Annotated in this window: 21 protein-coding genes; 10 read left to right on the forward strand and 11 right to left on the reverse strand. The window is 55.8% G+C overall.

Annotated elements, in window-relative coordinates; translation table 11 throughout:
• The first annotated feature begins 15 nt into the window (after nt 1–15).
• The 3 genes from DEO48_RS02015 to DEO48_RS02025 are packed head-to-tail and all read left to right on the forward strand — an operon-like array spanning nt 16 to nt 4,063.
• A complete protein-coding gene (locus tag DEO48_RS02015; RefSeq protein WP_023311676.1) occupies nt 16–1,419 on the forward strand; it encodes a cytochrome ubiquinol oxidase subunit I in 1,404 nt (467 codons plus the stop codon).
• A complete protein-coding gene (gene cydB / locus DEO48_RS02020; RefSeq protein WP_039262523.1) occupies nt 1,419–2,429 on the forward strand; it encodes a cytochrome d ubiquinol oxidase subunit II in 1,011 nt (336 codons plus the stop codon). Before DEO48_RS02015 ends, cydB begins: the two co-directional genes overlap by 1 nt.
• 8 nt (nt 2,430–2,437) lie before the next feature.
• Nucleotides 2,438–4,063 (forward strand): alpha-amylase family protein, encoded by a 1,626-nt coding sequence (locus DEO48_RS02025; protein ID WP_109844203.1) that lies wholly within the window; start codon nt 2,438–2,440, stop codon nt 4,061–4,063.
• Here DEO48_RS02025 and DEO48_RS02030 read toward each other — a convergent pair whose 3' ends face one another.
• From DEO48_RS02030 to DEO48_RS02045, 4 genes are read right to left on the reverse strand one after another with little or no spacing between them, the layout of a single operon-like run.
• On the reverse strand, nt 4,064–5,050 hold the full coding sequence (locus DEO48_RS02030) for an SDR family oxidoreductase (protein ID WP_059445520.1): 987 nt from the start codon (nt 5,048–5,050) through the stop codon (nt 4,064–4,066).
• An 18-nt stretch (nt 5,051–5,068) separates the two neighbouring features.
• Nucleotides 5,069–5,587 (reverse strand): 2-oxo-tetronate isomerase, encoded by a 519-nt coding sequence (locus tag DEO48_RS02035; protein WP_109844204.1) that lies wholly within the window; start codon nt 5,585–5,587, stop codon nt 5,069–5,071.
• 11 nt (nt 5,588–5,598) lie between these two features.
• Nucleotides 5,599–6,045, reverse strand: coding sequence for a DUF421 domain-containing protein (locus tag DEO48_RS02040; protein WP_023311671.1), 447 nt, complete (start codon nt 6,043–6,045; stop codon nt 5,599–5,601).
• A 9-nt stretch (nt 6,046–6,054) separates the two neighbouring features.
• A complete protein-coding gene (locus tag DEO48_RS02045; protein WP_109844222.1) occupies nt 6,055–6,558 on the reverse strand; it encodes a hypothetical protein in 504 nt (167 codons plus the stop codon).
• A gap of 138 nt (nt 6,559–6,696) precedes the next feature.
• Between DEO48_RS02045 and DEO48_RS02050 the strand changes: the two genes are divergently transcribed.
• The 4 genes from DEO48_RS02050 to DEO48_RS02065 all read left to right on the forward strand — a co-directional run bounded on the left by DEO48_RS02050 (nt 6,697) and on the right by DEO48_RS02065 (nt 11,777).
• A complete protein-coding gene (locus DEO48_RS02050; RefSeq protein WP_039262530.1) occupies nt 6,697–7,086 on the forward strand; it encodes a YdeI family stress tolerance OB fold protein in 390 nt (129 codons plus the stop codon).
• A gap of 64 nt (nt 7,087–7,150) precedes the next feature.
• On the forward strand, nt 7,151–8,035 hold the full coding sequence (locus tag DEO48_RS02055) for an SDR family oxidoreductase (protein ID WP_109844205.1): 885 nt from the start codon (nt 7,151–7,153) through the stop codon (nt 8,033–8,035).
• Nucleotides 8,036–8,216: 181 nt separating this feature from the next.
• The gene (locus tag DEO48_RS02060) at nt 8,217–9,140 is read left to right on the forward strand and encodes a LysR substrate-binding domain-containing protein (RefSeq protein WP_109844206.1); all 924 of its coding nucleotides are present in this window, start codon (nt 8,217–8,219) and stop codon (nt 9,138–9,140) included.
• Nucleotides 9,141–9,395: 255 nt separating this feature from the next.
• Nucleotides 9,396–11,777: a glucose/quinate/shikimate family membrane-bound PQQ-dependent dehydrogenase gene (locus DEO48_RS02065; RefSeq protein WP_109844207.1), complete on the forward strand. Its 2,382-nt coding sequence runs from the start codon at nt 9,396–9,398 to the stop codon at nt 11,775–11,777.
• 89 nt (nt 11,778–11,866) lie between these two features.
• Here DEO48_RS02065 and DEO48_RS02070 read toward each other — a convergent pair whose 3' ends face one another.
• From DEO48_RS02070 to DEO48_RS02095, 6 genes are all read right to left on the reverse strand, one after another.
• Entirely contained in the window at nt 11,867–13,558 is a 1,692-nt protein-coding gene (locus tag DEO48_RS02070; RefSeq protein ID WP_109844208.1) for a methyl-accepting chemotaxis protein, read from the reverse strand.
• A gap of 160 nt (nt 13,559–13,718) precedes the next feature.
• On the reverse strand, nt 13,719–14,837 hold the full coding sequence (locus DEO48_RS02075; protein ID WP_109844209.1) for an S-(hydroxymethyl)glutathione dehydrogenase/class III alcohol dehydrogenase: 1,119 nt from the start codon (nt 14,835–14,837) through the stop codon (nt 13,719–13,721).
• A gap of 31 nt (nt 14,838–14,868) precedes the next feature.
• Nucleotides 14,869–15,144 (reverse strand): metal/formaldehyde-sensitive transcriptional repressor, encoded by a 276-nt coding sequence (locus DEO48_RS02080; protein ID WP_003857256.1) that lies wholly within the window; start codon nt 15,142–15,144, stop codon nt 14,869–14,871.
• Between the two features lie 101 nt (nt 15,145–15,245).
• Nucleotides 15,246–16,016 (reverse strand): SDR family NAD(P)-dependent oxidoreductase, encoded by a 771-nt coding sequence (locus DEO48_RS02085; RefSeq protein WP_109844210.1) that lies wholly within the window; start codon nt 16,014–16,016, stop codon nt 15,246–15,248.
• Nucleotides 16,017–16,071: 55 nt separating this feature from the next.
• On the reverse strand, nt 16,072–17,271 hold the full coding sequence (locus DEO48_RS02090) for an arabinose transporter (protein WP_109844211.1): 1,200 nt from the start codon (nt 17,269–17,271) through the stop codon (nt 16,072–16,074).
• A 66-nt stretch (nt 17,272–17,337) separates the two neighbouring features.
• Nucleotides 17,338–18,660, reverse strand: coding sequence for an amidohydrolase family protein (locus DEO48_RS02095; protein ID WP_109844212.1), 1,323 nt, complete (start codon nt 18,658–18,660; stop codon nt 17,338–17,340).
• Nucleotides 18,661–18,829: 169 nt separating this feature from the next.
• Here DEO48_RS02095 and DEO48_RS02100 point away from each other — a divergent pair, with 169 nt between their 5' ends.
• From DEO48_RS02100 to DEO48_RS02110, 3 genes are all read left to right on the forward strand, one after another.
• The gene (locus DEO48_RS02100) at nt 18,830–19,744 is read left to right on the forward strand and encodes a LysR family transcriptional regulator (RefSeq protein WP_109844213.1); all 915 of its coding nucleotides are present in this window, start codon (nt 18,830–18,832) and stop codon (nt 19,742–19,744) included.
• 371 nt (nt 19,745–20,115) lie between these two features.
• Nucleotides 20,116–20,982, forward strand: a complete 867-nt coding sequence (locus DEO48_RS02105; protein ID WP_109844214.1) for a GyrI-like domain-containing protein — start codon at nt 20,116–20,118, stop codon at nt 20,980–20,982.
• A 224-nt stretch (nt 20,983–21,206) separates the two neighbouring features.
• On the forward strand, nt 21,207–21,797 hold the full coding sequence (locus DEO48_RS02110) for a LysE family translocator (protein WP_109844215.1): 591 nt from the start codon (nt 21,207–21,209) through the stop codon (nt 21,795–21,797).
• Between the two features lie 5 nt (nt 21,798–21,802).
• On the opposite strand, the gene DEO48_RS02115 is transcribed toward DEO48_RS02110, so the two are convergent.
• Complete coding sequence (locus tag DEO48_RS02115; protein WP_109844216.1) at nt 21,803–22,696, reverse strand: LysR family transcriptional regulator; 894 nt, start codon at nt 22,694–22,696, stop codon at nt 21,803–21,805.
• Nucleotides 22,697–22,809 lie beyond the last annotated feature (113 nt).

The raw sequence follows: 22,809 nt of genomic DNA on the forward strand, positions 1-22,809 counted from the left end.
TCAGAGGTACGGACCATGTTCGAACTCGACGCGTTCCATCTGGCCAGAATTCAGTTCGCTTTTACCGTCTCGTTTCATATCCTTTTTCCTGCTATTACCATCGGCCTCGCCAGCTATCTGGTGGTGCTGGAGGGCATGTGGCTGCGCACCAAAAACGACGTCTGGCGATCGTTGTACCATTTCTGGCTCAAGATATTTGCCGTTAACTTCGGGATGGGTGTCGTTTCCGGGCTGGTCATGGCGTACCAGTTTGGCACCAACTGGAGCGGGTTCTCACAGTTCGCGGGCAGTATTACTGGCCCCCTTCTGACCTATGAGGTGTTAACCGCCTTCTTCCTCGAGGCCGGTTTCCTTGGCGTCATGATGTTCGGCTGGAATAAGGTCGGCCCGGGTCTGCACTTCTTTTCAACCTGCATGGTGGCGCTCGGCACGCTGATGTCGACCTTCTGGATCCTCGCGTCCAACAGCTGGATGCATACGCCGCAGGGCTTCACTATTGAAAACGGACAGGTTATCCCGCAGGACTGGCTGGCGATCGTCTTTAATCCCTCCTTCCCTTACCGCCTGATTCATATGGCTATCGCCGCGTTTCTGAGCAGCGCGCTGTTTGTCGGCGCGTCGGGCGCATGGCACCTGCTGCGCGGTAACGATACTCCCGCCGTCCGCACCATGTTTTCCATGGCGATGTGGATGGCGCTGCTGGTCGCCCCTATCCAGGCGGTCGTGGGCGATATGCACGGCCTGAACACGCTTGAGCATCAGCCGGCTAAAATTGCCGCCATTGAGGGACACTGGGAAAATCCGCCCGGCGAGGCCACCCCGCTGCTGCTGTTTGGTCTGCCGGATATGGACGAAGAGCGCACCAAATACGGGCTGGAGATCCCCGCGCTCGGGAGCCTTATCCTGACGCACAGCCTGGATAAGCAGGTCCCGGCGCTGAAGGATTTCCCGAAAGAAGATCGGCCAAACTCAACCATCGTTTTCTGGTCGTTCCGCGTCATGGTCGGGATGGGGCTGCTGATGATTACCCTCGGGCTTATCAGCGTCTGGCTGCGCTATCGCCATCGGCTATACCACTCTCGCCCGTTCCACTGGTTTGCCCTCTGTATGGGGCCTGCCGGGCTGCTGGCGCTGCTCGCCGGCTGGGTCACCACCGAGGTGGGCCGCCAGCCGTGGGTGGTTTACGGCTATCTGCGCACCATCGACGCGGTATCGCTGCACAGCACCCTGCAGATGAGCATCAGCCTGCTGGCGTTCTTCGTCGTCTACTCGTCGGTGTTTGGGGTGGGCTATGTTTACCTCATCCGGCTGATTAAGAAAGGACCACAGCCTGTCGATACGCTGACGTCAAACACCTCGGGCACCCCCGCCCGTCCGCTGTCTGCCGCTGAGTCTGTTCCTGAAGAGGAGAGAACCTGATGGGCGTCGATATCTCAGTTATCTGGTTTGCCATCATCGTCTTTGCCACGCTGATGTACATCATCATGGATGGCTTTGATCTGGGCATCGGCCTGCTGTTTAACTTCGTGGGCGATGCGAAGGAGCGCGATGTGATGGTCAACAGCGTGGCGCCGGTCTGGGACGGCAATGAGACCTGGCTGGTGCTCGGCGGCGCGGGGCTGTTCGGCGCGTTTCCGCTGGCCTATGCGGTGATTATTGATGCGCTCACCATCCCCCTCACCGCGATGCTGATCGGCCTCATCTTTCGCGGCGTCGCCTTTGAGTTCCGCTTCAAAGCCACGCCGTCGCACCGCAAATTCTGGGATTACTCCTTTGCCGGCGGCTCTCTGCTCGCGACCTTCAGCCAGGGCGTGGTGGTGGGCGCCGTGATTAACGGCTTCGACGTTGAGGGGCGGCGTTTCGTTGGCTCCGCCCTTGACTGGCTCACCCCCTTCAATCTCTTCTGCGGTATCGGTCTGGTTGTGGCCTACACGCTGCTGGGCACCACCTGGCTCATTATGAAAAGTGAAGGCGCGCTGCAGGCCCGCATGCGCGAGCTGACCCGCCACGTGCTGCTGGCGCTGATGGTCGTCATCGCTGTGGTGAGCATCTGGACGCCGCTCGGCTGGCAGTACGTTGCCGACCGCTGGTTTACCCTGCCCAACTTCTTCTGGTTCCTTCCGGTGCCTCTGCTGGTCGGGCTTTTCAGCGTGCTGATCTGGCGCCTGACCCGCAACCCGGCCAGCCACGCGCGCCCCTTCCTGCTGACGCTGGGGCTTATTTTCCTCGGGTTTAGCGGGCTCGGCATCAGCCTCTGGCCGAACATTATTCCGCCGCGCATCACCCTGTGGGAAGCTGCGGCCCCGCCTGCCAGCCAGCTGTTTATGCTGGTAGGCACGTTGCTGATTATTCCGGTGATCCTGGTGTACACCGCCTGGAGCTACTACGTCTTCCGGGGCAAAGTGTCGGATACTGAAGGCTATCACTGAGGAACGCTATGACCGACTGGCATACACGAGCCATTATTTATCAGATTGATACCGCGCTATTTTATGATTTGAACGGCGATGGCTGCGGGGACATCGCCGGGATCGCGGCCAAGCTGCGCTATATTCGCCGCATGGGGGCGACGGTCATCTGGATCACCCCGTTTTACCTCACGCCCTTTCTCGATGAAGGCTACGACGTCAGCGACCACCTCCAGGTGGATCCCCGCTTCGGAAAGCTGGCCGATATCATCGCTTTTATCGAACAGGCCCGCGAGCTGGGCATGCAGGTCATTATCGAGCTGCTGATCCAGCACACGTCGGACGCGCATCCCTGGTTCCAGCAGGCCCGCCGTAACCCGGCGTCACCCTATCGTGATTACTACCTCTGGTCGGATAACGACGAGGACGATACGCCCCCCATGTTTCCCGGCGTGGAAAAGAGCATCTGGACCTGGGACGACGAGGCGGGACAATACTACCGGCACATGTTTTATCGCCACGAGCCGGATCTGAACCTCACCTCGCCCGCAGTGCTTAAAGAGATTGAAAACATCATCCTCTTCTGGCTCAAGCTTGGCGTGTCGGGATTTCGCCTCGATGCCGCGTCCCACCTCACCACCCAGGCAGGGAACGGTGATGAAAAAAAGGGTCTGTGGATCCTCGAGCATATGCGGCGTCTTATCGAAGAGCGCAATCCGGACGCGATCCTGCTTGGCGAAGTTGACGTAGACGTTGAGACCTATAAAGACTACTTCGGCAAAAACGACCGCCTGAATCTGGTGCTCAATTTCTGGCTCAACAAGTATTTCTACGTCAGCCTGGCCCGCAAAAGCGCCCGCCCGCTGCGCAATGCGGTGAAGAAGATGATCGTCCCGCCTGACTCCTGCTGTTTTGCCAACTGGCTGCGCAACCACGACGAGCTGGATCTGGAAGGCATTAGTCAGAAAGACAAACAGTTTGTCCTCGACACGTTCGCCCCTGATGAGGAGATGAACGTCTATCAGCGCGGGATCCGCCGTCGCCTGGCCCCGATGCTCAACGGCGATCGGAAGCGGCTGGCGTTCTGCCACGCGGTGCTGTTTTCCCTGCCGGGTGTCCCGGTGATGCGCTACGGCGACGAGATCGGCATGGGTGACGACCTGGATCTGGAGGAGCGCTACGCCGTCCGCACCCCGATGCAGTGGGCGGGGTCACAGGGAGGCGGTTTCTCTGCAGCCGACCCTGAAAAATTTATCGCACCGATTATCGACCACGGCCCTTACCGCTATCAGAAAGTCAACGTCGCCGATTCGCTGCTTCACCACAACTCGCTTCTGCACCGGATCATCGATATTGCCAATACCCGCTCGGAGTTCCCCGAAATTGCCGTTGCGCCCTTTCGCCTTATCACAATCGATGATGACGCGGTGCTGGGGCTCTATTACGAGACCGACGAGCGCAGCATCCTGACCTTCGTCAACTTCAGCAACCAGCCGGTGCAGTTCACCGCCAAAGGGATCCGCAACGCCACCTGGACCGCCTGTCTCGAGGACAAGCGCTATGATGACGCGCTGATTTGCGGTAAAACCGTAAAGCTCAGTCTTGGCGGCTACGGCTATCGCTGGTTCTGGACGCACCGTAGCGCGCTGCGCTGATTACGGTTTCCGGCGGGTTATCAGACGCGTCAGCACTATTCCCGCCACCGCGAGGGCGCCCAGCGCCACCTTACCCGGCATGCCGGAGGTGACGGACGGTGCGCGGGTTTTCGCCTCGTTAGTAAAGCGGCCATGGATTTTATGCAGATCGTTAACCGGCTGGTCGAGATAGTCCCGACGATCCGGCGCGTTGAGATCGTCGGTCATCTGGCCTTCCCACGCCTTTTTCACCATCAGCCGGTCGAGAAAACCGGGGAAGAAAAATTGCCCGACAATTGACTGGATGGTGCTGCTGCCGACCCACAGCTCGCGAACCGGTTTTTGCGCCACCCTGAAGATGGCGCTGGCGGCCACCTCAGGCTCAAAGACGGGCGGCACCGGGCGCATCGCCCAGGCAAACTTATTCCTCGCCCATTCGAACTGCGGGGTATTGAGCCCGGGCATCTGCACCATCGAAAGCTGAACCCGGCTGTTCTCATGCATCAGCTCGGTACGCACCGCGTCGGTGAACCCGCGGATCGCCGCTTTTGCCCCGCAGTAGGCTGACTGCAGCGGAATGGAACGGTAGGCCAGCGCGGACCCCACCTGGATTATTACGCCCCTGTCGCGCGGAACCATAAGTTCGAGCGCGGCGCGAGTGCCGTTCACGTAGCCGAGGTACGTCACCTCAGTCACGCGGCGAAACTCGTCCGGCGTGAGGGTTCGGAACGGTGCCAGAACGGCCCCCATGGCGTTGTTCACCCAGACATCAATCGCGCCGAGGCGATACTCAATTTCGTTAGCGGCATCCACCACCGCCTGGCTGTCGGCGACGTCCGCCTGCACGGCGTGGGCATTAACGCCAAAGCGCCGTAATTCCTCCTGGGTAGAGTGCAGGCTGGCTTCATCGCGGGCGATGAGCCCCACGTCGTAACCCGCCTTTGCAAAGTGCAGCGCCGTGGCTTTTCCAACGCCCGCCGTCCCGCCGGTAATGACTATGACAGCCATAGAACCTCCAACTGAGTTTTATCCGTTAATCCCGTCCGACAACGTTGTCACAAGTTCAGCCAGCGAGTAATGCACCGCTTTTTCGACCACGTCCTGACAGTCACCGGAGAAAAGCACGGTGCGGGTCTTCGTCTCGCCGCGTATGTTCCACGCAAAGCAGACCGTCCCCGCCGCCGTGCCGTCGTCGCCCCCTTCCGGGCCCGCGTAGCCGCTGATGGCGATGCTGATATCCGCCTGGGCGATGTCGCGGATACTGGCGGCCATCTCGGTTACCGTCTGCTCGCTCACGGCCGTAAACCGCTCAAGCGTCTCAGGGCGCACGCCGAGGATCCGCGCTTTGGCTTCATCGCTGAACACGACCAGGCCGACATCATAAAATTCGGCGGTGTTTTCCTCTGCGCAAAGCGCCACCGAGAGCTTTCCGCCCGTGCAGGATTCCGCGGTGGTTAAGCGAAGCCCGAGATCGGTTAATTTGCTCGCCAGCTTTGTCGTCAGTTCACCCACGGTATTATTGCTGTCGTGAAAAAGATTGCTCATCTTGCCGCCTCTTATTTCTCGAAAGGAATGATTGAAATATGGCCATTGCGCTCAAGTATGGCATATTTAATGTCGCTTATTTCCGTAATACCATTATTTTGACGCGCGGACACCAGAATATCATCACAGGACACGTCAACTTTTTTCAGTTTATCGGCTAACGGCACGCCGTTCTCAACAAGAATAACAGGAGTGCCATCCAGAATATTCTCAACCGGCGAGAAATATTTCTTCATCAGCCCGAAAATAATATCCACTACCACCAGCGTGGTAATAGTAATCATCGCGCCGGTCACGGAAAAATCTTGTCCGAGAAGCGCCTGCTGCGTGGCTTCACTAATTATAAGGAGCAGAATGAGATCGAAGCTGGTCATCTGCAGCAGCGCGCGACGCCCGGCCACTTTAAATACCACCACCAGAAACAGATAAATAGCCAGCGCGCGAAAGACCATATCCATATCAGCCTCCTAGGGGTAAATAAATTGCCAGATGTTAATTTCCGGCTCGCTGTTGACGCGGAAGACGGTGTTCCATTTACCGGCTCTGGAAGGTGTCGTGAAGAGTAACACGGAGAAGCTGTCGGTTTTTTTCAGGTTGTTATAGACAAAAAAGAGGGTCTTTCCGCGGCTGTACATAGCATCCGGCTGCGGCCAGACGCTGCCGGGCTCATACGCATCGCTGCTCTCGCTGGCCATGCTGAGGACATACTTCCCCTCCGTTTGCACCGGAAACGCGAGCGCCATCCGCGTCTCTGTCTCCCGTCGCCCAAAGCGTTCATAGTTTATAGTCAATGATTTAGCAGAATTCGTTTTGACAGTATCACTGACCATTCCGCTGGAAAAAAAACCGGCAATCGCCGCGACGATAATACCCAGCAGAACAATAAAACCCACCTGACGAAACGCGTATTCAAATGTCAGCAAACGGTAACTCTCATCTATCCCGGGTAACTTTTCATTTTCACGCTTCATGGCCATCGTCACCGTTTCGCTTATTATCCGATAATTTTGATTTCTAACGCGAATGTTTTTAGGACTTATCACATTTGCCACATAAAGGAATAGCAACAATACTTAATAAGTCAAGACACGCAAAATGAAGGATATCGGATGAAATTATCACTTATTTCCGCTTTATTGATATTTTTGGTTCCGGCCGCATGGGCAGATAATAACGGGGGTTTACAAAAAGGCGAAGCGCCACCGCCTCCCCACGCGCTTGATAGCGGATATCGCGGAACCGACGACGCGCGTATTATGACCATCAGGCAGGCAAAAGAATTGCATGATGGTGCGACAATTTCATTACGCGGTAATCTTATTGACGGGAGCGGCGATAAGTTTGTATTTCAGGATAAAACCGGAAAAATCGACGTTATTATTCCCCAGGCAGTCTTCGACGGCAGAACGGTAAAACCCGACCAGATGATCAGTATCAACGGTTCGCTTGATAAAAAATCATCTCCTGCCGTCGTCCGTGTCGATCGTTTGCAGAAATAATTCAGCGAAGCGTTAACGCTGCAGTTATCCATCAAATCTCACCCCTTGGCTTAAGGAGTCAGCTATGAGTGATACTAAACAACGTACGAACGCTTACCCGCAGCCCCCGTTCCCGGAACAGCCGCAAACGCCGCCGGGACTGGCATCCGAAATGCAGCCCGTACCCGACCACGGGGAAAAAAGCTACAAAGGACATGGCAGACTTGCCGGCAAAAAAGCGCTGATTACTGGGGGCGACTCCGGCATTGGTCGCGCGGTCGCTATCGCCTATGCTCGTGAAGGCGCTGACGTTGCCATTAACTACCTGCCTGAAGAGGAAAAAGACGCCGCTGAGGTCATCGACCTGATTGAAGCCGAAGGTCGCAAGGCTATCGCGCTGCCGGGAGACGTCCGGGACGAAACCTTCTGTCAGAATCTGGTCGAAGAAGCCGTGTCGAAACTGGGCGGGCTGGACATTCTGGTCAACAATGCCGGTCGTCAGCAGTACCGTGAATCGCTTGAGGAACTGACCACGGAAGATTTTGACGCAACGTTTAAAACCAACGTTTACGCCCCTTTCTGGATCACCAAGGCGGCGCTGCGCCACCTGAAAGCGTCGTCCGTTATCATTAATACCTCGTCCGTTCAGGCGGTGAAGCCTAGTCCCGTGCTGCTGGACTACGCCCAGACGAAAGCCTGTCTGGCGGTGTTTACCAAATCCTTAGCCAAACAGCTGGGTCCGAAAGGCATCCGCGTCAACGCGGTTGCCCCTGGCCCTTACTGGACGGTACTGCAATCCAGCGGCGGACAGCCGATGGAAAAAGTGAAGGAGTTCGGTGGCGACACCCCGCTGGGACGTCCGGGCCAGCCCGTCGAGATAGCCCCGCTGTACGTCACGCTGGCCTCGGATGAATGTTCATTCACGTCCGGCCAGGTGTGGTGTTCCGATGGCGGTGACGGCGTGATCTAAACCGGTAAACGATCCCCCTCCGCAATGAGCAATAAATGAACAAGGATGTTCGCTTTTATTCCCCCGCCAAAAAACATGTTGTAACTCAAACAGATCAAATGTTAAAAATATTTTGCTATCAGGTTATCAAAATTAAACAACTTAACTTGTCACCCGCATCGCTCTGTTTTTAACATCGCCTATGGAAAAAAATGGTCTGTTCAGTCAGCGCATACGCTTGCGCCATTTGCATACATTTGTGGCCGTCGCTCAACAGGGAACGCTGGGGCGTGCGGCTGAAACTCTCAACCTGAGCCAGCCTGCGCTTTCAAAAACCCTCAACGAGCTGGAACAGCTGACCGGTGCCCGCCTTTTTGACCGCGGCCGGCTGGGGGCGCAGCTTACCATCGTGGGCGAACAGTTCCTCACGCACGCCGTGAAAGTGCTGGATGCGCTCAATACCGCAGGCCAGTCCCTGCACCGAAAAGAAGAGCAAACCAGTGAGGTGGTGCGCGTGGGGGCTTTGCCTACCGCGGCGCTGGGCATCCTTCCGCCCGTTATCGGCCAGTTCCACAAGCAGCAGCGGCATACCACGATTCAGGTAGCCACCATGAATAACACCATGCTGCTCGCGGGGCTGAAATCGGGCGAACTGGATCTCGGTATCGGTCGCATGTCCGACCCTGAGCTAATGGGCGGCCTCAACTATGAACTGCTGTTCCTGGAGTCTCTGAAGCTGGTGGTTCGTCCCGATCACCCCCTGCTGCAGGACACGGTCACGTTAAGCCGCGTGATGGAGTGGCCGGTGGTGGTTTGCCCGAAAGGGACCGTTCCCCGGCAGACCGCCGAAACCTTGCTGCAAATGCAGGGGTGTACGCTACCCTCAGGATGTATCGAAACGCTGTCGGCCTCGCTTTCGCGCCAGCTTACGCTGGATTATGACTACGTCTGGTTCGTCCCCTCCGGCGCGGTGAAAGATGATTTACGTCAGGGAACGCTGATCGCCCTGCCGATTACCTCCCCTGGCCCCGGTGAACCTATCGGCATTTTGACCCGCGTAGACACCCCGCTTTCTACGGGCGCGCATACGCTTCTGAGCGCCATCCGCAAATCGATGCCGGTTTAAAACCTTTCGCCCCTCCCCTAACCCTCTCCCCTCAGGGGCGAGGGGTCTGTCCTGTGCGTTAATCAAATAATGCGGAATAAATCATTAACAATTGCGCAAAACAATTTAACAGTTTTATCATAGCGGCGAATTCACCAAATGGTTCGCAAAGCATTTTGTAACTCCGAATTCACCCGTATTAATCATTCTTCCCTCCGCATTTATTACCCAACTGGTACATGCCCAGCACGACGGGGGGATCTTAAGGAGACAGAAATGGCATTTGGCAGCGCGCCACGTGGGATACCGCGTATCCTGCAGTGGCTTCTTGCCGGACTGATGTTGCTCATCGGTCTGGCAGTCGGCGGGCTGGGCTTTAAGCTCGTCACCGTAGGCGGAAGTGGATACTTCCTGATAATGGGCGTGGTGATGGTGATTGCCGCGATCCTGATTTTCCTCAATCGCAGCAGCGGGATCGTGCTTTACGGCATCGCCTTTATTGCCTCGCTGTTCTGGGCGGTAAGCGATGCGGGCTGGGATTTCTGGCCGCTCTTCTCTCGCCTGTTTACCTTTGCCGTACTGGCCTTCCTCTGCGCCATCGTCTGGCCTTTCCTGCGCGCGGCAAACCACAGCGCCGCGAACAAGGCTCCCGCTTTTGGCGTCGCGGCCGTGCTCGCGGTGGCGATGCTGGTCAGCCTGGGCTGGATGTTTAAGCCGCAGACCCTCGTGGCAGCGAACGAGCCCGTTCCGGTGAAACCCGTCGCCCCCGGCGAGCAGCAAAAGAACTGGGAGCACTGGGGCAATACCACCCACGGCGACCGTTTCGCCGCGCTGGACCAGATTAACAAGCACAACGTCAGCGACCTGAAGGTCGCCTGGGTTGCGCACACCGGCGATATTCCGCAGAGCAACGGCTCCGGCGCGGAAGATCAGAACACGCCATTGCAGATTGGCGACACGCTATACGTCTGTACCCCATACAGTAAAGTTCTGGCGCTGGACGTGGATTCCGGCAAAGAAAAATGGCGCTACGATTCCAAAGCCACGGCGCCTAACTGGCAGCGCTGCCGCGGTCTGGGCTATTTTGAAGATCATTCCAGCGTGACAACGTCACAGGCAGAAACACAGCCTGCGGCATGCCCTCGCCGCCTGTTCCTGCCGACCACCGACGCCCGCCTGATTGCCATCAACGCGGATACCGGCAAGGTCTGCGAAGACTTCGGCGACCATGGCACCGTGGATCTGAGCATCGGCATGGGCGAGATCAAGCCCGGATATTATCAGCAGACCTCCACGCCGCTGGTCGCTGGCAATGTTGTCGTCGTCGGCGGTCGCGTCGCGGATAACTACTCAACCGGCGAACCGCCGGGCGTGGTGCGCGCCTACGACGTGCACACCGGTAAGCTGGCGTGGGCGTGGGACCCGGGTAATCCGAACCTGACCGGCCTGCCGCCGGAAGGCCAGACCTACACCCGCGGCACGCCGAACGTCTGGTCAGCGATGTCCTACGACGCTAAGCTGAACCTGATCTACCTGCCAACCGGCAACGCCACCCCGGATTTCTGGGCGGGCGAACGTACCGCGCTGGATGATAAGTACAGTTCCTCGATCGTCGCCGTCGACGCGACCACCGGTCAGGTGCGCTGGCATTTCCAGACAACCCATCACGACCTGTGGGACTTTGACCTGCCTTCCCAGCCGCTGCTGTACGATCTGCCTGACGGTAAAGGTGGCACCACGCCTGTGCTGGTGCAGACCAGCAAGCAGGGCATGATCTTCATGCTTAACCGCGAAACCGGCAAGCCGGTGGCGAAGGTAGAAGAACGCCCCGTTCCGGCGGGTAACGTTGAAGGTGAACGCTACTCTCCGACCCAGCCGTATTCCGTTGGCATGCCGATGATTGGCAACCAGACGCTGACCGAATCCGACATGTGGGGCGCGACGCCTGTCGACCTGCTGCTGTGCCGCATTCAGTTTAAAGAGATGCGCCATCAGGGCGTCTTCACCCCGCCGGGTCTCGACCGTTCCCTGCAGTTCCCTGGCTCACTCGGCGGGATGAACTGGGGCAGCGTCTCCGTTGACCCGAACAACAGCCTGATGTTCGTCAACGATATGCGCCTGGGCCTGGCAAACTACATGGTGCCGCGCGCTAACGTGGCGAAAAACGCCAGCGGCATCGAGATGGGCATCGTACCGATGGACGGGACGCCGTTCGGCGCGATGCGCGAACGCTTCCTGTCGCCGCTGGGCATTCCGTGCCAGAAGCCGCCGTTTGGCACCATGTCGGCCGTTGACCTGAAAACCGGCAAGCTGGTGTGGCAGGTGCCTGTCGGCACGGTGGAAGATACCGGCCCGCTGGGCATTCGTATGCACATGCCAATCCCAATCGGTATGCCGACGCTGGGCGCTTCGCTCTCTACCCAGTCCGGTCTGCTGTTCTTCGCCGGCACGCAGGATTTCTACCTGCGCGCGTTTGATACCGCCACCGGGAAAGAGATCTGGAAAGACCGCCTGCCGGTCGGCAGCCAGTCCGGCCCGATGACCTACGTGTCGCCGAAAACCGGTAAGCAGTACATCATCATTAACGCCGGGGGCGCCCGCCAGTCTCCGGATCGCGGGGATTACGTTATCGCGTACGCGTTACCCGATAAGCAATAAGATGTGAAAAAGGGACCGAAAGGTCCCTTTTTTGTAGGTCAGATTTTGTAGGTCGGGTAAGCGAAGCGCCACCCGACACTGCCGACAACTCAGAACGTCTCCCAGTTATCCCCGGAAACCGTCGCCGCCGGACGCAGCGGCGCGTTCTTCGCCACTGGCGCAGACGTCACCGCGCGGCCCGACTTTGCACCGCTCAGACGAAACGCCCCGACCGCCTCGGTCAGACGCGCGCCCTGTTCTTCCAGAGACGCCGCCGCCGCGGAGGCTTCTTCCACCAGCGAGGCGTTCTGCTGGGTCACTTTATCCATCTCAGAAATCGCCTGGCTCACCTGGACAATACCGCGGCTCTGCTCGTCGGACGCGGCGGCAATCTCCAGCATGATGTCGGTCACGCGTTTAACCGCTTCGACGATTTCATTCATGGTGTTACCGGCAGCCACCACTTCACCGGAGCCCTGGTCGATCAGCGAGACCGATTCGTTAATCAGGCTTTCGATCTCTTTTGCAGCATTCGCACTGCGGCTTGCAAGGGTTCGGACTTCGCTAGCCACCACGGCAAACCCGCGCCCCTGCTCGCCCGCCCGCGCCGCTTCTACCGCCGCGTTAAGCGCCAGGATATTGGTCTGGAACGCAATGCTGTTGATGACGGCGGTGATCTCGGAGATTTTTTTCGAACTGGTGGAGATATTGCCCATGGTTTTGACCACGCCGGAGACCATCTGGCCGCCGCGGCTGGCTTTCCCGGAGGCATCTTCCGCCAGCTTGCTGGCATGATGGGCGTTATCGGCATTCTGTTTCACCGTCGCGGTGAGCTGTTCCATGCTTGCGGCGGTCTGCTCAATGGCGGCGGCCTGCTGCTCGGTGCGCGAAGAGAGATCGGTGTTACCGGCAGAAATCTCGCTCGTGCCCCGGTAGATCTCCTCCGCCCCCTGACGTACGGTGCCCACGGTGTTTTCAAGCGAGTGCTGCATGGTTTGCAGATCGCGCGTCAGGCGGCCAATTTCGCTGCGCCCGGCCACGTCGTCCGGCATCGTCAGGTCGCCTTTGGCGATATTCTCGATACGTTTCGCTGCACGCTGCAAAGGATTGATTACCGTACGGCGCAGCACGACAAAGGTCATCGCCGTCAGCACCAGCGCCAGCGCAAACGCGCCCACCATAAACATCAGGCCCAGCTGCGTGCGGCTGTGCGCCTGCGCCGTCAGCGCATTGGCACGCTCGGTACGGATCTTGATCGCCTTCAGCAGCACGGCGTTGTAAGCGTCATCCAGCGGACGCGCCGTTTCGTTTTCGTGGTTGATAATCGCTTCGAACATGCCGTTTTTGGCAAATTTCACCATCGGCTGCATGCCCGCGATATAAGCGTCGTAGCGTGCTTTCAGGTCAGCGTCCAGCGCTTCGTCTGAAGAGGTGCGCACCGTACGGTTCATATAGGCGGTAAAGCTATCCTGGGACTGCTTAATGCGCTTTTCCGCCTCGCTGATGTTCTGCTTCATCGCATCCATCTCCGCGATACGGCTTGCCGCACCGGCGTGGATCAGATTGATACGTGCGGTTCGCAGATGGTTTGAGCTGTTCGACAGCCCCATACGCACCTGAATTTCGGATGTGACATCCTGCTGATCGTTATCGGCCTGCAGCAGGAAATACCCCGCCAGACCCGAGCTCAAGGCGAACAGAAGAATAATGCCACCGAGAATGGAGGAAAACAGCGGAACCAGCCTGATGTGATGCAAGAAGCTCAGCTTGTGCTGCGCCTGCATCGAAGTAGTGTTGTCCATGACCGTCGACTCTCTTGTAGGTAAGATGCGTAAAAACACGCCTGTTAAATAGTCATCGGCACGGCAGAGATTTAGATTACGGCTAAAAACGCCGCACTGGTCACACTTTAGAGAAGATTATTAAAGAAACGCCAGCGGTGAAAAACCGCTGGCAGAAGAGTTACTTGTCGCCGAAATGAATGACGGTACGGATGGATTTTCCTTCGTGCATCAGATCAAACGCGTCGTTGATCTGCTCCAGCGGCAAACGGTGGGTAATGAACGGATCGAGCTGAATCTTGCCGACCATAGCATCTTCAACCATACCCGGAAGCTGAGTACGGCCCTTCACGCCGCCAAACGCGGAACCGCGCCACACGCGACCGGTGACCAGCTGGAATGGACGGGTTTTAATCTCCTGGCCCGCGCCGGCCACGCCAATGATGATGCTCTCGCCCCAGCCTTTGTGGCAGCATTCGAGCGCGGAACGCATCACGTTCACGTTGCCGATACATTCGAAGCTGAAGTCAACGCCGCCATCGGTCATGTCAACAATGACATCCTGAATCGGTTTTTCGTGATCCTTCGGGTTAACGAAATCGGTCGCGCCCATTTCACCCGCGAGCTTGAATTTCTCCGGGTTGGTGTCGACCGCGATGATACGACCGGCTTTCGCCTGCACCGCGCCCTGAATCACCGCCAGACCAATGCCGCCGAGACCGAACACCGCAACGGTGTCGCCCTCTTTGACTTTTGCCGTGTTATGCACCGCGCCGATACCGGTGGTCACGCCGCAGCCCAGCAGGCAGACTTTATCCAGCGGCGCCTGCGGATTTACCTTCGCCAGCGAGATCTCCGCACAAACGGTGTATTCGCTGAAAGTGCTGGTGCCCATGTAGTGATAAACAGGCTCGCCGTTATAGGAGAAACGGGTGGTACCGTCCGGCATCAGCCCTTTCCCCTGGGTAGCGCGAACCGCCTGGCAGAGGTTGGTTTTACCAGATTTACAGAACTTACACTCGCCGCACTCCGCCGTGTACAGCGGGATAACGTGATCGCCCGGCTTCAGGCTGGTCACGCCCTCGCCCACTTCCACCACAATCCCGCCGCCTTCGTGGCCGAGTACCGCCGGGAAAACGCCTTCAGGATCGTCACCGGAGAGCGTAAACGCATCGGTATGGCACACGCCGGTATGGGTGATTTTGATCAGCACTTCGCCTTTCTTCGGCGGTGCCACGTCGATTTCAACGATTTTCAGCGGCTGGCCGGGACCAAATGCAACTGCAGCGCGAGATTTCATATTGTCTTCCCTTATTGTCAGGTCTGTGGGTTTATTTTAGATAAGAGCGCAGCAAATGGCCGACTTCTGCCATGCGTACGGCTCGCTGATCCGGCGTGGTTTCCCCCGTCACCAGCTCATCTTTGAGGTGAATTTCAACCATTTCGCCCATCAGGCCATTGGCAGCCCCGCGCACGGCGGCGATTTGCTGCAGGATGGCCAGACAGGGGTCGCCCGACTCCAGCGCGCGTTCAAGGGCATCAACCTGGCCCCGAATGCGGCGGACGCGAGTAAGAATACGTTTTTTATCTTCGGGTGAATGCGGCATACGCCCTCCTGATACTATAGGGGGGTATGGTACCTATTTTATCCTTGATATGTAAACACTCTGTTTTTTATGGTTAATGCGCATTTCGTTAACGTTACGTATTACTCCGGCAGCGCTATCCCTGAAATCTCAGTACAAATATTAATGAGACGATCCTGCAATGCGACGTCGTGCGCCTGCGGATTAGCCGTCATGCGCTTCATGTGATAGAAATATTTCCCCGTTACGTCAGTCTCAGAATCACGGCTGGCGGCAAGCCAGGCCTGGGTCAGGTGCGCCTGGTCCATATCGTCCGGGGCATGCGGCCCCCCCATCTTTGTCGGCACCCAGCCAGGCTCGAGGCTGTTACTACGCACATCACGCCAGCGACGCGCCAGAGCAAAAGCCAGCATAGCGTCGTGCAATTTACTCTCCGCATAGGCGTCGGCCCCATTCCAGCGACGTTTGCGCCAGAGAATATCATCCAGGTTTGCCCTGGCATGATGATGCATACCCGAACTCAGGTAGACGAGGCGATGCGGACGTTCAATCACCGCGGTGAGGATGTAAGCCGAGAGCGTGTTGATGGCGAAAACATGCGGCAGCCCGTCGCGGGTCACGCGATACGCTTCATTGTAGCCAACGGCAGCATTGTGGATGACGGCATCGAAGCGTCCCAGGGCGTTGACATGTAATGCCGTTTGCCTGGCACCCTCAATTGTCTCCAGGTCACCGACAACGACGGCTTCAGCCTGGGGTAAGGCACGGTGGGCCTCTTCTGCACGGTTCGCATTACGCGCGTGCAATACAACCTGGTGTCCTTGCTGAACCAGCAGTTCAGCTGCCATCAGACCCAGGCCTGTGGACGAACCGGAAATAAAAATGCGTGACATATAATTTCTCCAGATTATTAAACCGACAGCAAGCGCTGCCGGCTCGGATATTAATTCAGGATTGCTGCATGCGAGACGCGCTCGCAATCAGCGCCCCCAGCAGCGCACAGGCCGCACCAGACAGATATACAGCGGCATAACTAAACTGACCGGCGATCAGGCCAGCTACCGGCCCGGCGATCCCATAAGCGACATCCAGAAATGCAACGAATGCGCCCATTGCACTGCCGCGGTTGGCTTGTGGAACACGTTTTAAGGCTTCAACGCCCAGTGCGGGGAAAACCAGTGCACAGCCCAGACCGGTAACCAGAGCACCTGCAAGAGCCATCCATTCGTTTGAACCCAACCACAACATTGCCTGGCCAAGCGCTTCAACCACCAGTGACCAAACCGCAACGCGATAGCCGCCTGTTTGGTCTGGCAGATGCCCCAGGGCGAGGCGAACGAAAATAAAACCCAGACCAAACGCAGTCATCACCAGGCCGGCGTTCTGCCAGTGATGTGCCGCAAAGTACAGCGAGGCAAAAGCGGTTAGTCCTGACAACCCAACGCCCTGCAGCATTAATCCCAGCCCTTCGCGCCAGATGCGCCCTACTACGCGATGGAATGGCAGTCGCGGACCTCCAGGCGATATATATGATGTGGTACAAAATGCGACCAGAGCGGCCAACATCGGTGCAGCAATACAGGCAATCATCGCCATAGCGAGGCTGTAATGCTGGTATAACGCCATGCCAACAGGAGCACCAATCGACAGCGCCGCGAACATCGCGATGCCGGTCCAGGACATGGACTTACCGGCGCGCTGAGGGCCAACTGAGGCAATGGCCCATGACACACATCCCGTCACGAACTGACTTTCGCCAAAACCGGCCATCAGACGACCTGCGATAACAATGCAAAGGGTTGCAGCAGGTGATAAATCCGTTACCGAAGCCACCAGATACAGCGCCCCTGCTATCGCTGAAAGTATTGCTCCCTGCAGAGCAGAACGTTTACCGCCCTGCTGGTCCGTAACCCGTCCGGCATAGCCGCGGGTCAGGACGGTGGCCAGAAACTGGATGCCGACCACCAGTCCCACCACCAGGTTGCTGAAGCCGAGATGACCATGGATGAACAATGGAATCACCGGCAGTGGCAGTCCGACTGCCAGATAGCCAAAGAAAAGTGCGGCAATAACGCCCGTTGCCGGGCGGGGAAGCAGGACGCGCGGGGTGTTATCCTCCGCGAGCCGCTTAATGGCGAGGGCTCCCATGTCATTATCCTTTATGAAATATGATTAAGTGGGTTGAACGGCCCGGTGTATCAGGCCGCTCTGTCATCAGGATGCTTTAAAAAGATCGATGTGAAAGCCGCTGGCGTTGAGCAGGTAATCACGAGAAGCGGTTATCTCTGTACTGAGCGCCGCCAGATCAATATCCATCAATTTGCCCGCACGTTTACGAAGCTGGCCGGCCACCATCACGGTATCTACATCAGACCGCTCTATCGCCTGCACGACGGTACCAATGACGTTAGATACCGGGAAAACAGCGGCTCCGCTGGTGCGAACCATGATAATGTCGGCCTGCTTGCCTGGCGTAAGGGTGCCAATCTGGTCCTCCAAACCGGCCGCACGCGCGCCATTAACCGTTGCCGCTTTCAGGACCTCCTCGGCCGTGATGGGTGACGGCACATTGTCCTCACCACGGAAGCGACGGTAGCGCATAGCCGATCGCTGTTGCCCGAACAGAGCGTGCATTTCCCCGAACATATCGCTGCCAAAGGCAGTATCAAGGTCAATGCCCAGTGCCGGGGTCAAGCCGCGATCGACAGCCTGCTGGTAGGCAAAACTTTCATCGTCGAAGCCAAATAGCGCATCCGACCGTGGATTGACCGTGATGTTCACTCCTGAATCGGCCAGGAGCTTCCAGGTATCCTGAGGAACCCTTGAACAGTGGTTGAAGATGTTATGTGTGCCCAGTACGCCCGGCGTGGCAAACTCAGGGCCGAGATTGGCGAGATCGCCGATGAATTCGGTCAGAATACGCATGTCGAGTTTGCGAGCGACCTTCCACCAGTCAAGATTGAGCTGACCAAACAGACCAACGTGTACAAGGCTGTCACTTGTATTCCAGCTTCGCGAGAGTCGCTCCAAATCGGCAGGCAAATGCGCCGATGAAGCTTCTTTATCCATTGCCGCACCGACCATATGTAACGCACGGATGCCGCTTTCCTTTAGAGCATCTAATGCTGCATCAGTATGCTCGGGGCTGCGCGAGTTGTGGCAGGCATCAATGATGGTAGTAATACCGGCATCCAGTGAGGCAAGTGCCGTGAGCCTGGTACTCAGGTACATGTCCAGAGGACGATAATGTTTGCCCAGTTTCTCTGCGACCACATCAATGTAATCAAACAGATCGTCGACATTTGGCATCATGCGGCGCATTACGCCAAGCCACATATGGTGATGAGCATCCACCAGGCCGGGCATAACGATATGGCCAGCTGCATCAATCAGCAGGGCATCATCCGCCTGCAGTTCCGGACCCACAGCTGCGATACGGTCGCCATGGACGAGAACATCGCCCACGGAGAGGTTGGGTATATCGGCATCCAGAGTAAGGATGATGCCGCCTTTAAAAAGAGTGCGCGTCGTTGTCATTTCGTATTCCTCAGGGTTAAGTGATGCCGTTCGTTGCGAGGTTTGCCCAGCCGGAGACAGGTAAAATAGCGCCCGGCAACGAATTGGCTGACACAATAGGTTGCGCACCATTTTTGATAAAGGTAGTTTTATGCAAATTATATTTGAATAAATTCAAAGGTGAGTCTCTATGAGTTTTGACGGAAGGCTTCTGTCAGGATTGAGCGTGTTGGCCGCAGTTGTCGAGGCGGGTAGTTTCAGTCGCGCTGGCGAGGTGCTGGGACTGTCCGCTTCTGGCGTGAGCAGATCGATAGATCGTTTTGAAGAGAGGCTCGGAGTGCGCTTGCTAAACCGTACGACGCGTACGATGAACCTGACGAACGAAGGCCGGGCTTTGTATGAGCGCGCCTCGCCACACCTTGAAGGTATTGAAGTTGCGGCAAGCTACGTATCCGGTGCCGCCATTGCTGTACGAGGATCATTACGGGTCAGCGTTAATCCAATCTTCGCTCGTTATATTTTGGCCCCGAAACTGCCTCTTTTGCGCGAACGTCACCCGGAACTGGAACTAACAGTAGTGCAGCAGCCTGACGTAGGGGATCTTGTGACAGAGGGTATAGATGTTGCGGTGCGTTTCGGGCCGCAACTCCCCTCAACTATTTCTTCGAAATTGCTCTTTCAGACGCGCGTACTCACTGTGGCATCACCGGCATATCTGAAACGGCATGGTCGACCTGAGCATCCTGAAGAACTAGTTACGCATGAGTGCATCCAGTATATCGATCCTCGCCGCGGGAAACCGTTTGAGTGGGAATTCCGTCGTGATCGCGAAGTACTGGCTATTGATACTCATGGTCATTTGACGACAACCGATGTAGACCTGATGGTGCAATCCTGCGTAAGTGGTGTTGGCATTGCTCAGGTACTTTCACTCAGCGTTACGCAATTGATCGCTGACGGAATGCTGGTCGAACTTTTCCCGGATTGGCCAGGCGAAACCTATCCGCTGTATATCACGCGGCCATCTCGTCGACTGCCCCCCGCTGCTGTCGAAGCCTTTATGGAATTTTGCGCTGAAATTTGCGCAAATCATGAAGCGAACTGAAAAAAACTATCAGCTGTTGGCCACACTTTAGCGGCGAGCAGCTGATAGCCTCAGCGATACTCACGAAATTTGTCTGTTCACAAACATGACCCCATTCATTTATTCCTTATTCAATAGTATTTGTTCTGGCTTTAAATCCTTTTCCATCATTACCTCTCATAGAATTTTGTAGCTTAGAAAATTTTGATTATGACAAACCTAATATAAGTACAGGAAGTGAGTCTTCATTCATCATTCAGCAGTATCTTAGGTACGACGTAACGATTGCTGCCGCACAACGATATACCGCCAGTATACCCTCTCCATAATCAGCAAGATCGGTCAGGATTTTGGCCGTTCGGTGAGGCAAAGTAGGTCATCAGGAGGATGCAATGAACGATGAAATCAAAACGGCTTACCGCGAGCGCTTCACGACGGTGTGCGACTATATCGCCCAACATCTCGATGAACCGCTTACGCTGGAGTTGCTCAGCGCGTTAGCCTGCTGTTCGCCTTATCATTTTCACCGGCAGTTCCTGGCGTTTAGCGGCCAGCCTTTGTATCGCTATATTCAGTGGTTGCGCCTGCGTCGTGCGTCCTGGCGACTGGCGTTTAATCCTCAGGATAAGGTGATTGATATTGCGCTCGATGCCGGGTTCCAGAGTCCTGAATCGTTCAGTCGCGCCTTCAGAAACGCGTTTGGAAAAAGCCCGCGTCAGTTTCGGCAGCAGCCGGACTGGCTGAACTGGCACCAGCGCGTACCGAAAATGACCTTCCAGGAGCAAAAAACAATGGAAATTAAAATTGTTGATTTCCCACAGACCCAAGTGGCAATGCTGCAGCACCGTGGTAGCCCGGATCGGGTTAATGACAGCGCGGCGAAATTTATTGCATGGCGTAAAACTACGGGCTTATCGCCAGTACACGAAAGCAGTACGTTTGGCATTGCCTGGGATGACCCGGCAACCACACCCGCAGACGCCTTTCGTTTCGATATCTGCGGCAGTATCTCTGAAGCGATACCAGAAAATGAATTCGGGGTTTGCAGTGGCGAAATCGACGGTGGACGTTACGCTGTTGGCCGTCACACGGGGTCTCTGGATACCATTTCCGCCACGGTGTGGGCGATGTTTCGCGACTGGCTACCGGCCAGCGGCGAAACGCTACGCGATGCCCCGGTATTTTTCCACTACCTCAACTTCATTCACGAGGTGCCAGAACATGCGCTGCAAACGGATATCTACCTGCCGTTAAATTGACTCTCCCTTATTGACCGCCATGTATGCCGGGTGGCATTGCGCTTGCCCGGCCTACAGTCTCCTGCCAGCCTGCGCGATCGGTGCAAAAAATCAAACACACCTTTAGATAAAGGCTACTTATTCTGGCATACGTTACAAGGTAGTATTCAGACACATGACGAGTAAAGTTGTAACTTAATAGTCGCAGTACCTCTAATGCAGATAAACCAACCCACGGAGATAAAATGCTGGTATTTTTAACAATGTTTATATTTTCACTGACGCTTTCATTTTCTCCTGGCCCCGTTAATATGGTGATTATATCGTCTGGTGCCGTTCACGGCTTTAGAAAGACCTTCTCATTTGTCTCCGGTGCAACGATAGGTTTTACGTTATTACTTATCTTTATATGTTTCGGCTTTTACGCTGCAATCGAAAAATATCCAGTGTTTTTCCGGTATCTTAATATTGCCGGTTCTTTATTTATCATGTATCTGGGCTATAAGATAGCGTCGTCACGGTCCGATATGTCATTAACAAAAACGGATTCACCCGGTTTTATTCAGGGTTTTGTCATGCAGTGGATCAACCCCAAAGCATGGACCGCGTGCGCATCAGGGGCTGCGATGTTTTCTGAACCCTCAACCCCTGTGACAGCATCCGTCTTTATCGCGGTCTATTTTTTTGTCTGTTACCTGTCGCTTTCTGCATGGGCATTGATGGGAGAAAAAGTATCGGTGCTGCTCAGGAGCACGCGGCAGCTCCGGATGTTTAACGTGTTGATGGGCGGACTGCTGCTTATTACGGCGTGTTACATGCTCTTTTTAGCGTTTTAAACCCGTTATAACGCGTGAAACTCAATTGCGTTATAAATATCATTAATCAATTTGTAGGCAATACTGCTGGTCGACATATTAGAAGGCCATACGGCATAGACTTTCAGCGGATCTAATGACCAGTCAGGAAGTATTTCCTGCATTTCTCCGCGCTTAACATCCTCCTCGCTTAAATAGCGAGGAGGTGCTGCGAGACCAATTTGTTGTCTGGCAAGGGCATAGGCGGCTTCGACATTATCTACATACACCGTGGGCGTATACGTTACGACAGCCACTTCTCCATTTTTATGCCGGAATTCCCGGTTATTCTGCCTCATATTGAGTCCAATCCATGGCATTTTCGCCAGGTCATCAGGATGCGTAATCGTCGGGTAATGGCTGAGCAATTCCCGGGACGCAACTACCTGGCGCGGCAGCACAAAAAGATGGCGCGCTTTAAGAGAGCTGTCCGGAAGCTCGCCGATTCGAAATGCCACATCGATACCGTCGGCAATAATATCTCTTCGCGTATCGCTATAAGAGATATTCAGTAAAATGCCCGGATGACGTTTTATAAAATCGGCCAGATGGCGAGTAAACGCACTCTTCAGAAAAACGGCAGGAAGAGAAAGAGTCAGCTTATTCGCCGTTGATATCGAACGCTGCTTAAATTCAATGACCCCCTGCTCATACAGCGCCAGCATCGATTTGGCCGTTTCCAGCAAGTTGGCGCCATCGTGAGTCAGAGAGAGTTTACGGGTATTTCTGTACAGTAACGCGCAGCCAAGATTTTTTTCCAGCTTTGATAAATGCGCGCTTGCCGTTGCGGTTGTAAGCCCTAACGCTTCCGCCCCACCTGAAATGGATCCTGCCTCAGCAATCTTTGCAAACACTATCAGATAACGGATGTCATCAATCATTTATCGTCCTGTTGCGACGGTGTTCCTGCGAACTAGGCGTTTAATCATAGAGTTACGATATCGTACTTTCTTCTCCGGTCGCATCTCTTTTTATCGTTTGGACTTTAGCGCTC

Origin of the sequence: Enterobacter sp. CGMCC 5087 (assembly GCF_003144775.1) — a bacterium.
Classification (GTDB): domain Bacteria; phylum Pseudomonadota; class Gammaproteobacteria; order Enterobacterales; family Enterobacteriaceae; genus Enterobacter; species Enterobacter cloacae_M.

Bases quoted from the DNA above. Each gene is read 5' to 3' on its own strand.
- DEO48_RS02040 (WP_023311671.1), bottom strand. From the start codon at position 6,045: ATGGATATGGTCTTTCGCGCGCTGGCTATTTATCTGTTTCTGGTGGTG.
- DEO48_RS02035 (WP_109844204.1), bottom strand. From the start codon at position 5,587: ATGAGCAATCTTTTTCACGACAGCAATAATACCGTGGGTGAACTGACG.
- DEO48_RS02080 (WP_003857256.1), bottom strand. From the start codon at position 15,144: ATGCCGCATTCACCCGAAGATAAAAAACGTATTCTTACTCGCGTCCGC.
- DEO48_RS02065 (WP_109844207.1), top strand. From the start codon at position 9,396: ATGGCATTTGGCAGCGCGCCACGTGGGATACCGCGTATCCTGCAGTGG.
- DEO48_RS02105 (WP_109844214.1), top strand. From the start codon at position 20,116: ATGAACGATGAAATCAAAACGGCTTACCGCGAGCGCTTCACGACGGTG.
- cydB (WP_039262523.1), top strand. From the start codon at position 1,419: ATGGGCGTCGATATCTCAGTTATCTGGTTTGCCATCATCGTCTTTGCC.
- DEO48_RS02015 (WP_023311676.1), top strand. From the start codon at position 16: ATGTTCGAACTCGACGCGTTCCATCTGGCCAGAATTCAGTTCGCTTTT.
- DEO48_RS02110 (WP_109844215.1), top strand. From the start codon at position 21,207: ATGCTGGTATTTTTAACAATGTTTATATTTTCACTGACGCTTTCATTT.
- DEO48_RS02060 (WP_109844206.1), top strand. From the start codon at position 8,217: ATGGAAAAAAATGGTCTGTTCAGTCAGCGCATACGCTTGCGCCATTTG.
- DEO48_RS02090 (WP_109844211.1), bottom strand. From the start codon at position 17,271: ATGGGAGCCCTCGCCATTAAGCGGCTCGCGGAGGATAACACCCCGCGC.
- DEO48_RS02030 (WP_059445520.1), bottom strand. From the start codon at position 5,050: ATGGCTGTCATAGTCATTACCGGCGGGACGGCGGGCGTTGGAAAAGCC.
- DEO48_RS02085 (WP_109844210.1), bottom strand. From the start codon at position 16,016: ATGTCACGCATTTTTATTTCCGGTTCGTCCACAGGCCTGGGTCTGATG.
- DEO48_RS02055 (WP_109844205.1), top strand. From the start codon at position 7,151: ATGAGTGATACTAAACAACGTACGAACGCTTACCCGCAGCCCCCGTTC.
- DEO48_RS02050 (WP_039262530.1), top strand. From the start codon at position 6,697: ATGAAATTATCACTTATTTCCGCTTTATTGATATTTTTGGTTCCGGCC.
- DEO48_RS02070 (WP_109844208.1), bottom strand. From the start codon at position 13,558: ATGGACAACACTACTTCGATGCAGGCGCAGCACAAGCTGAGCTTCTTG.
- DEO48_RS02075 (WP_109844209.1), bottom strand. From the start codon at position 14,837: ATGAAATCTCGCGCTGCAGTTGCATTTGGTCCCGGCCAGCCGCTGAAA.
- DEO48_RS02025 (WP_109844203.1), top strand. From the start codon at position 2,438: ATGACCGACTGGCATACACGAGCCATTATTTATCAGATTGATACCGCG.
- DEO48_RS02115 (WP_109844216.1), bottom strand. From the start codon at position 22,696: ATGATTGATGACATCCGTTATCTGATAGTGTTTGCAAAGATTGCTGAG.
- DEO48_RS02095 (WP_109844212.1), bottom strand. From the start codon at position 18,660: ATGACAACGACGCGCACTCTTTTTAAAGGCGGCATCATCCTTACTCTG.
- DEO48_RS02045 (WP_109844222.1), bottom strand. From the start codon at position 6,558: ATGAAGCGTGAAAATGAAAAGTTACCCGGGATAGATGAGAGTTACCGT.
- DEO48_RS02100 (WP_109844213.1), top strand. From the start codon at position 18,830: ATGAGTTTTGACGGAAGGCTTCTGTCAGGATTGAGCGTGTTGGCCGCA.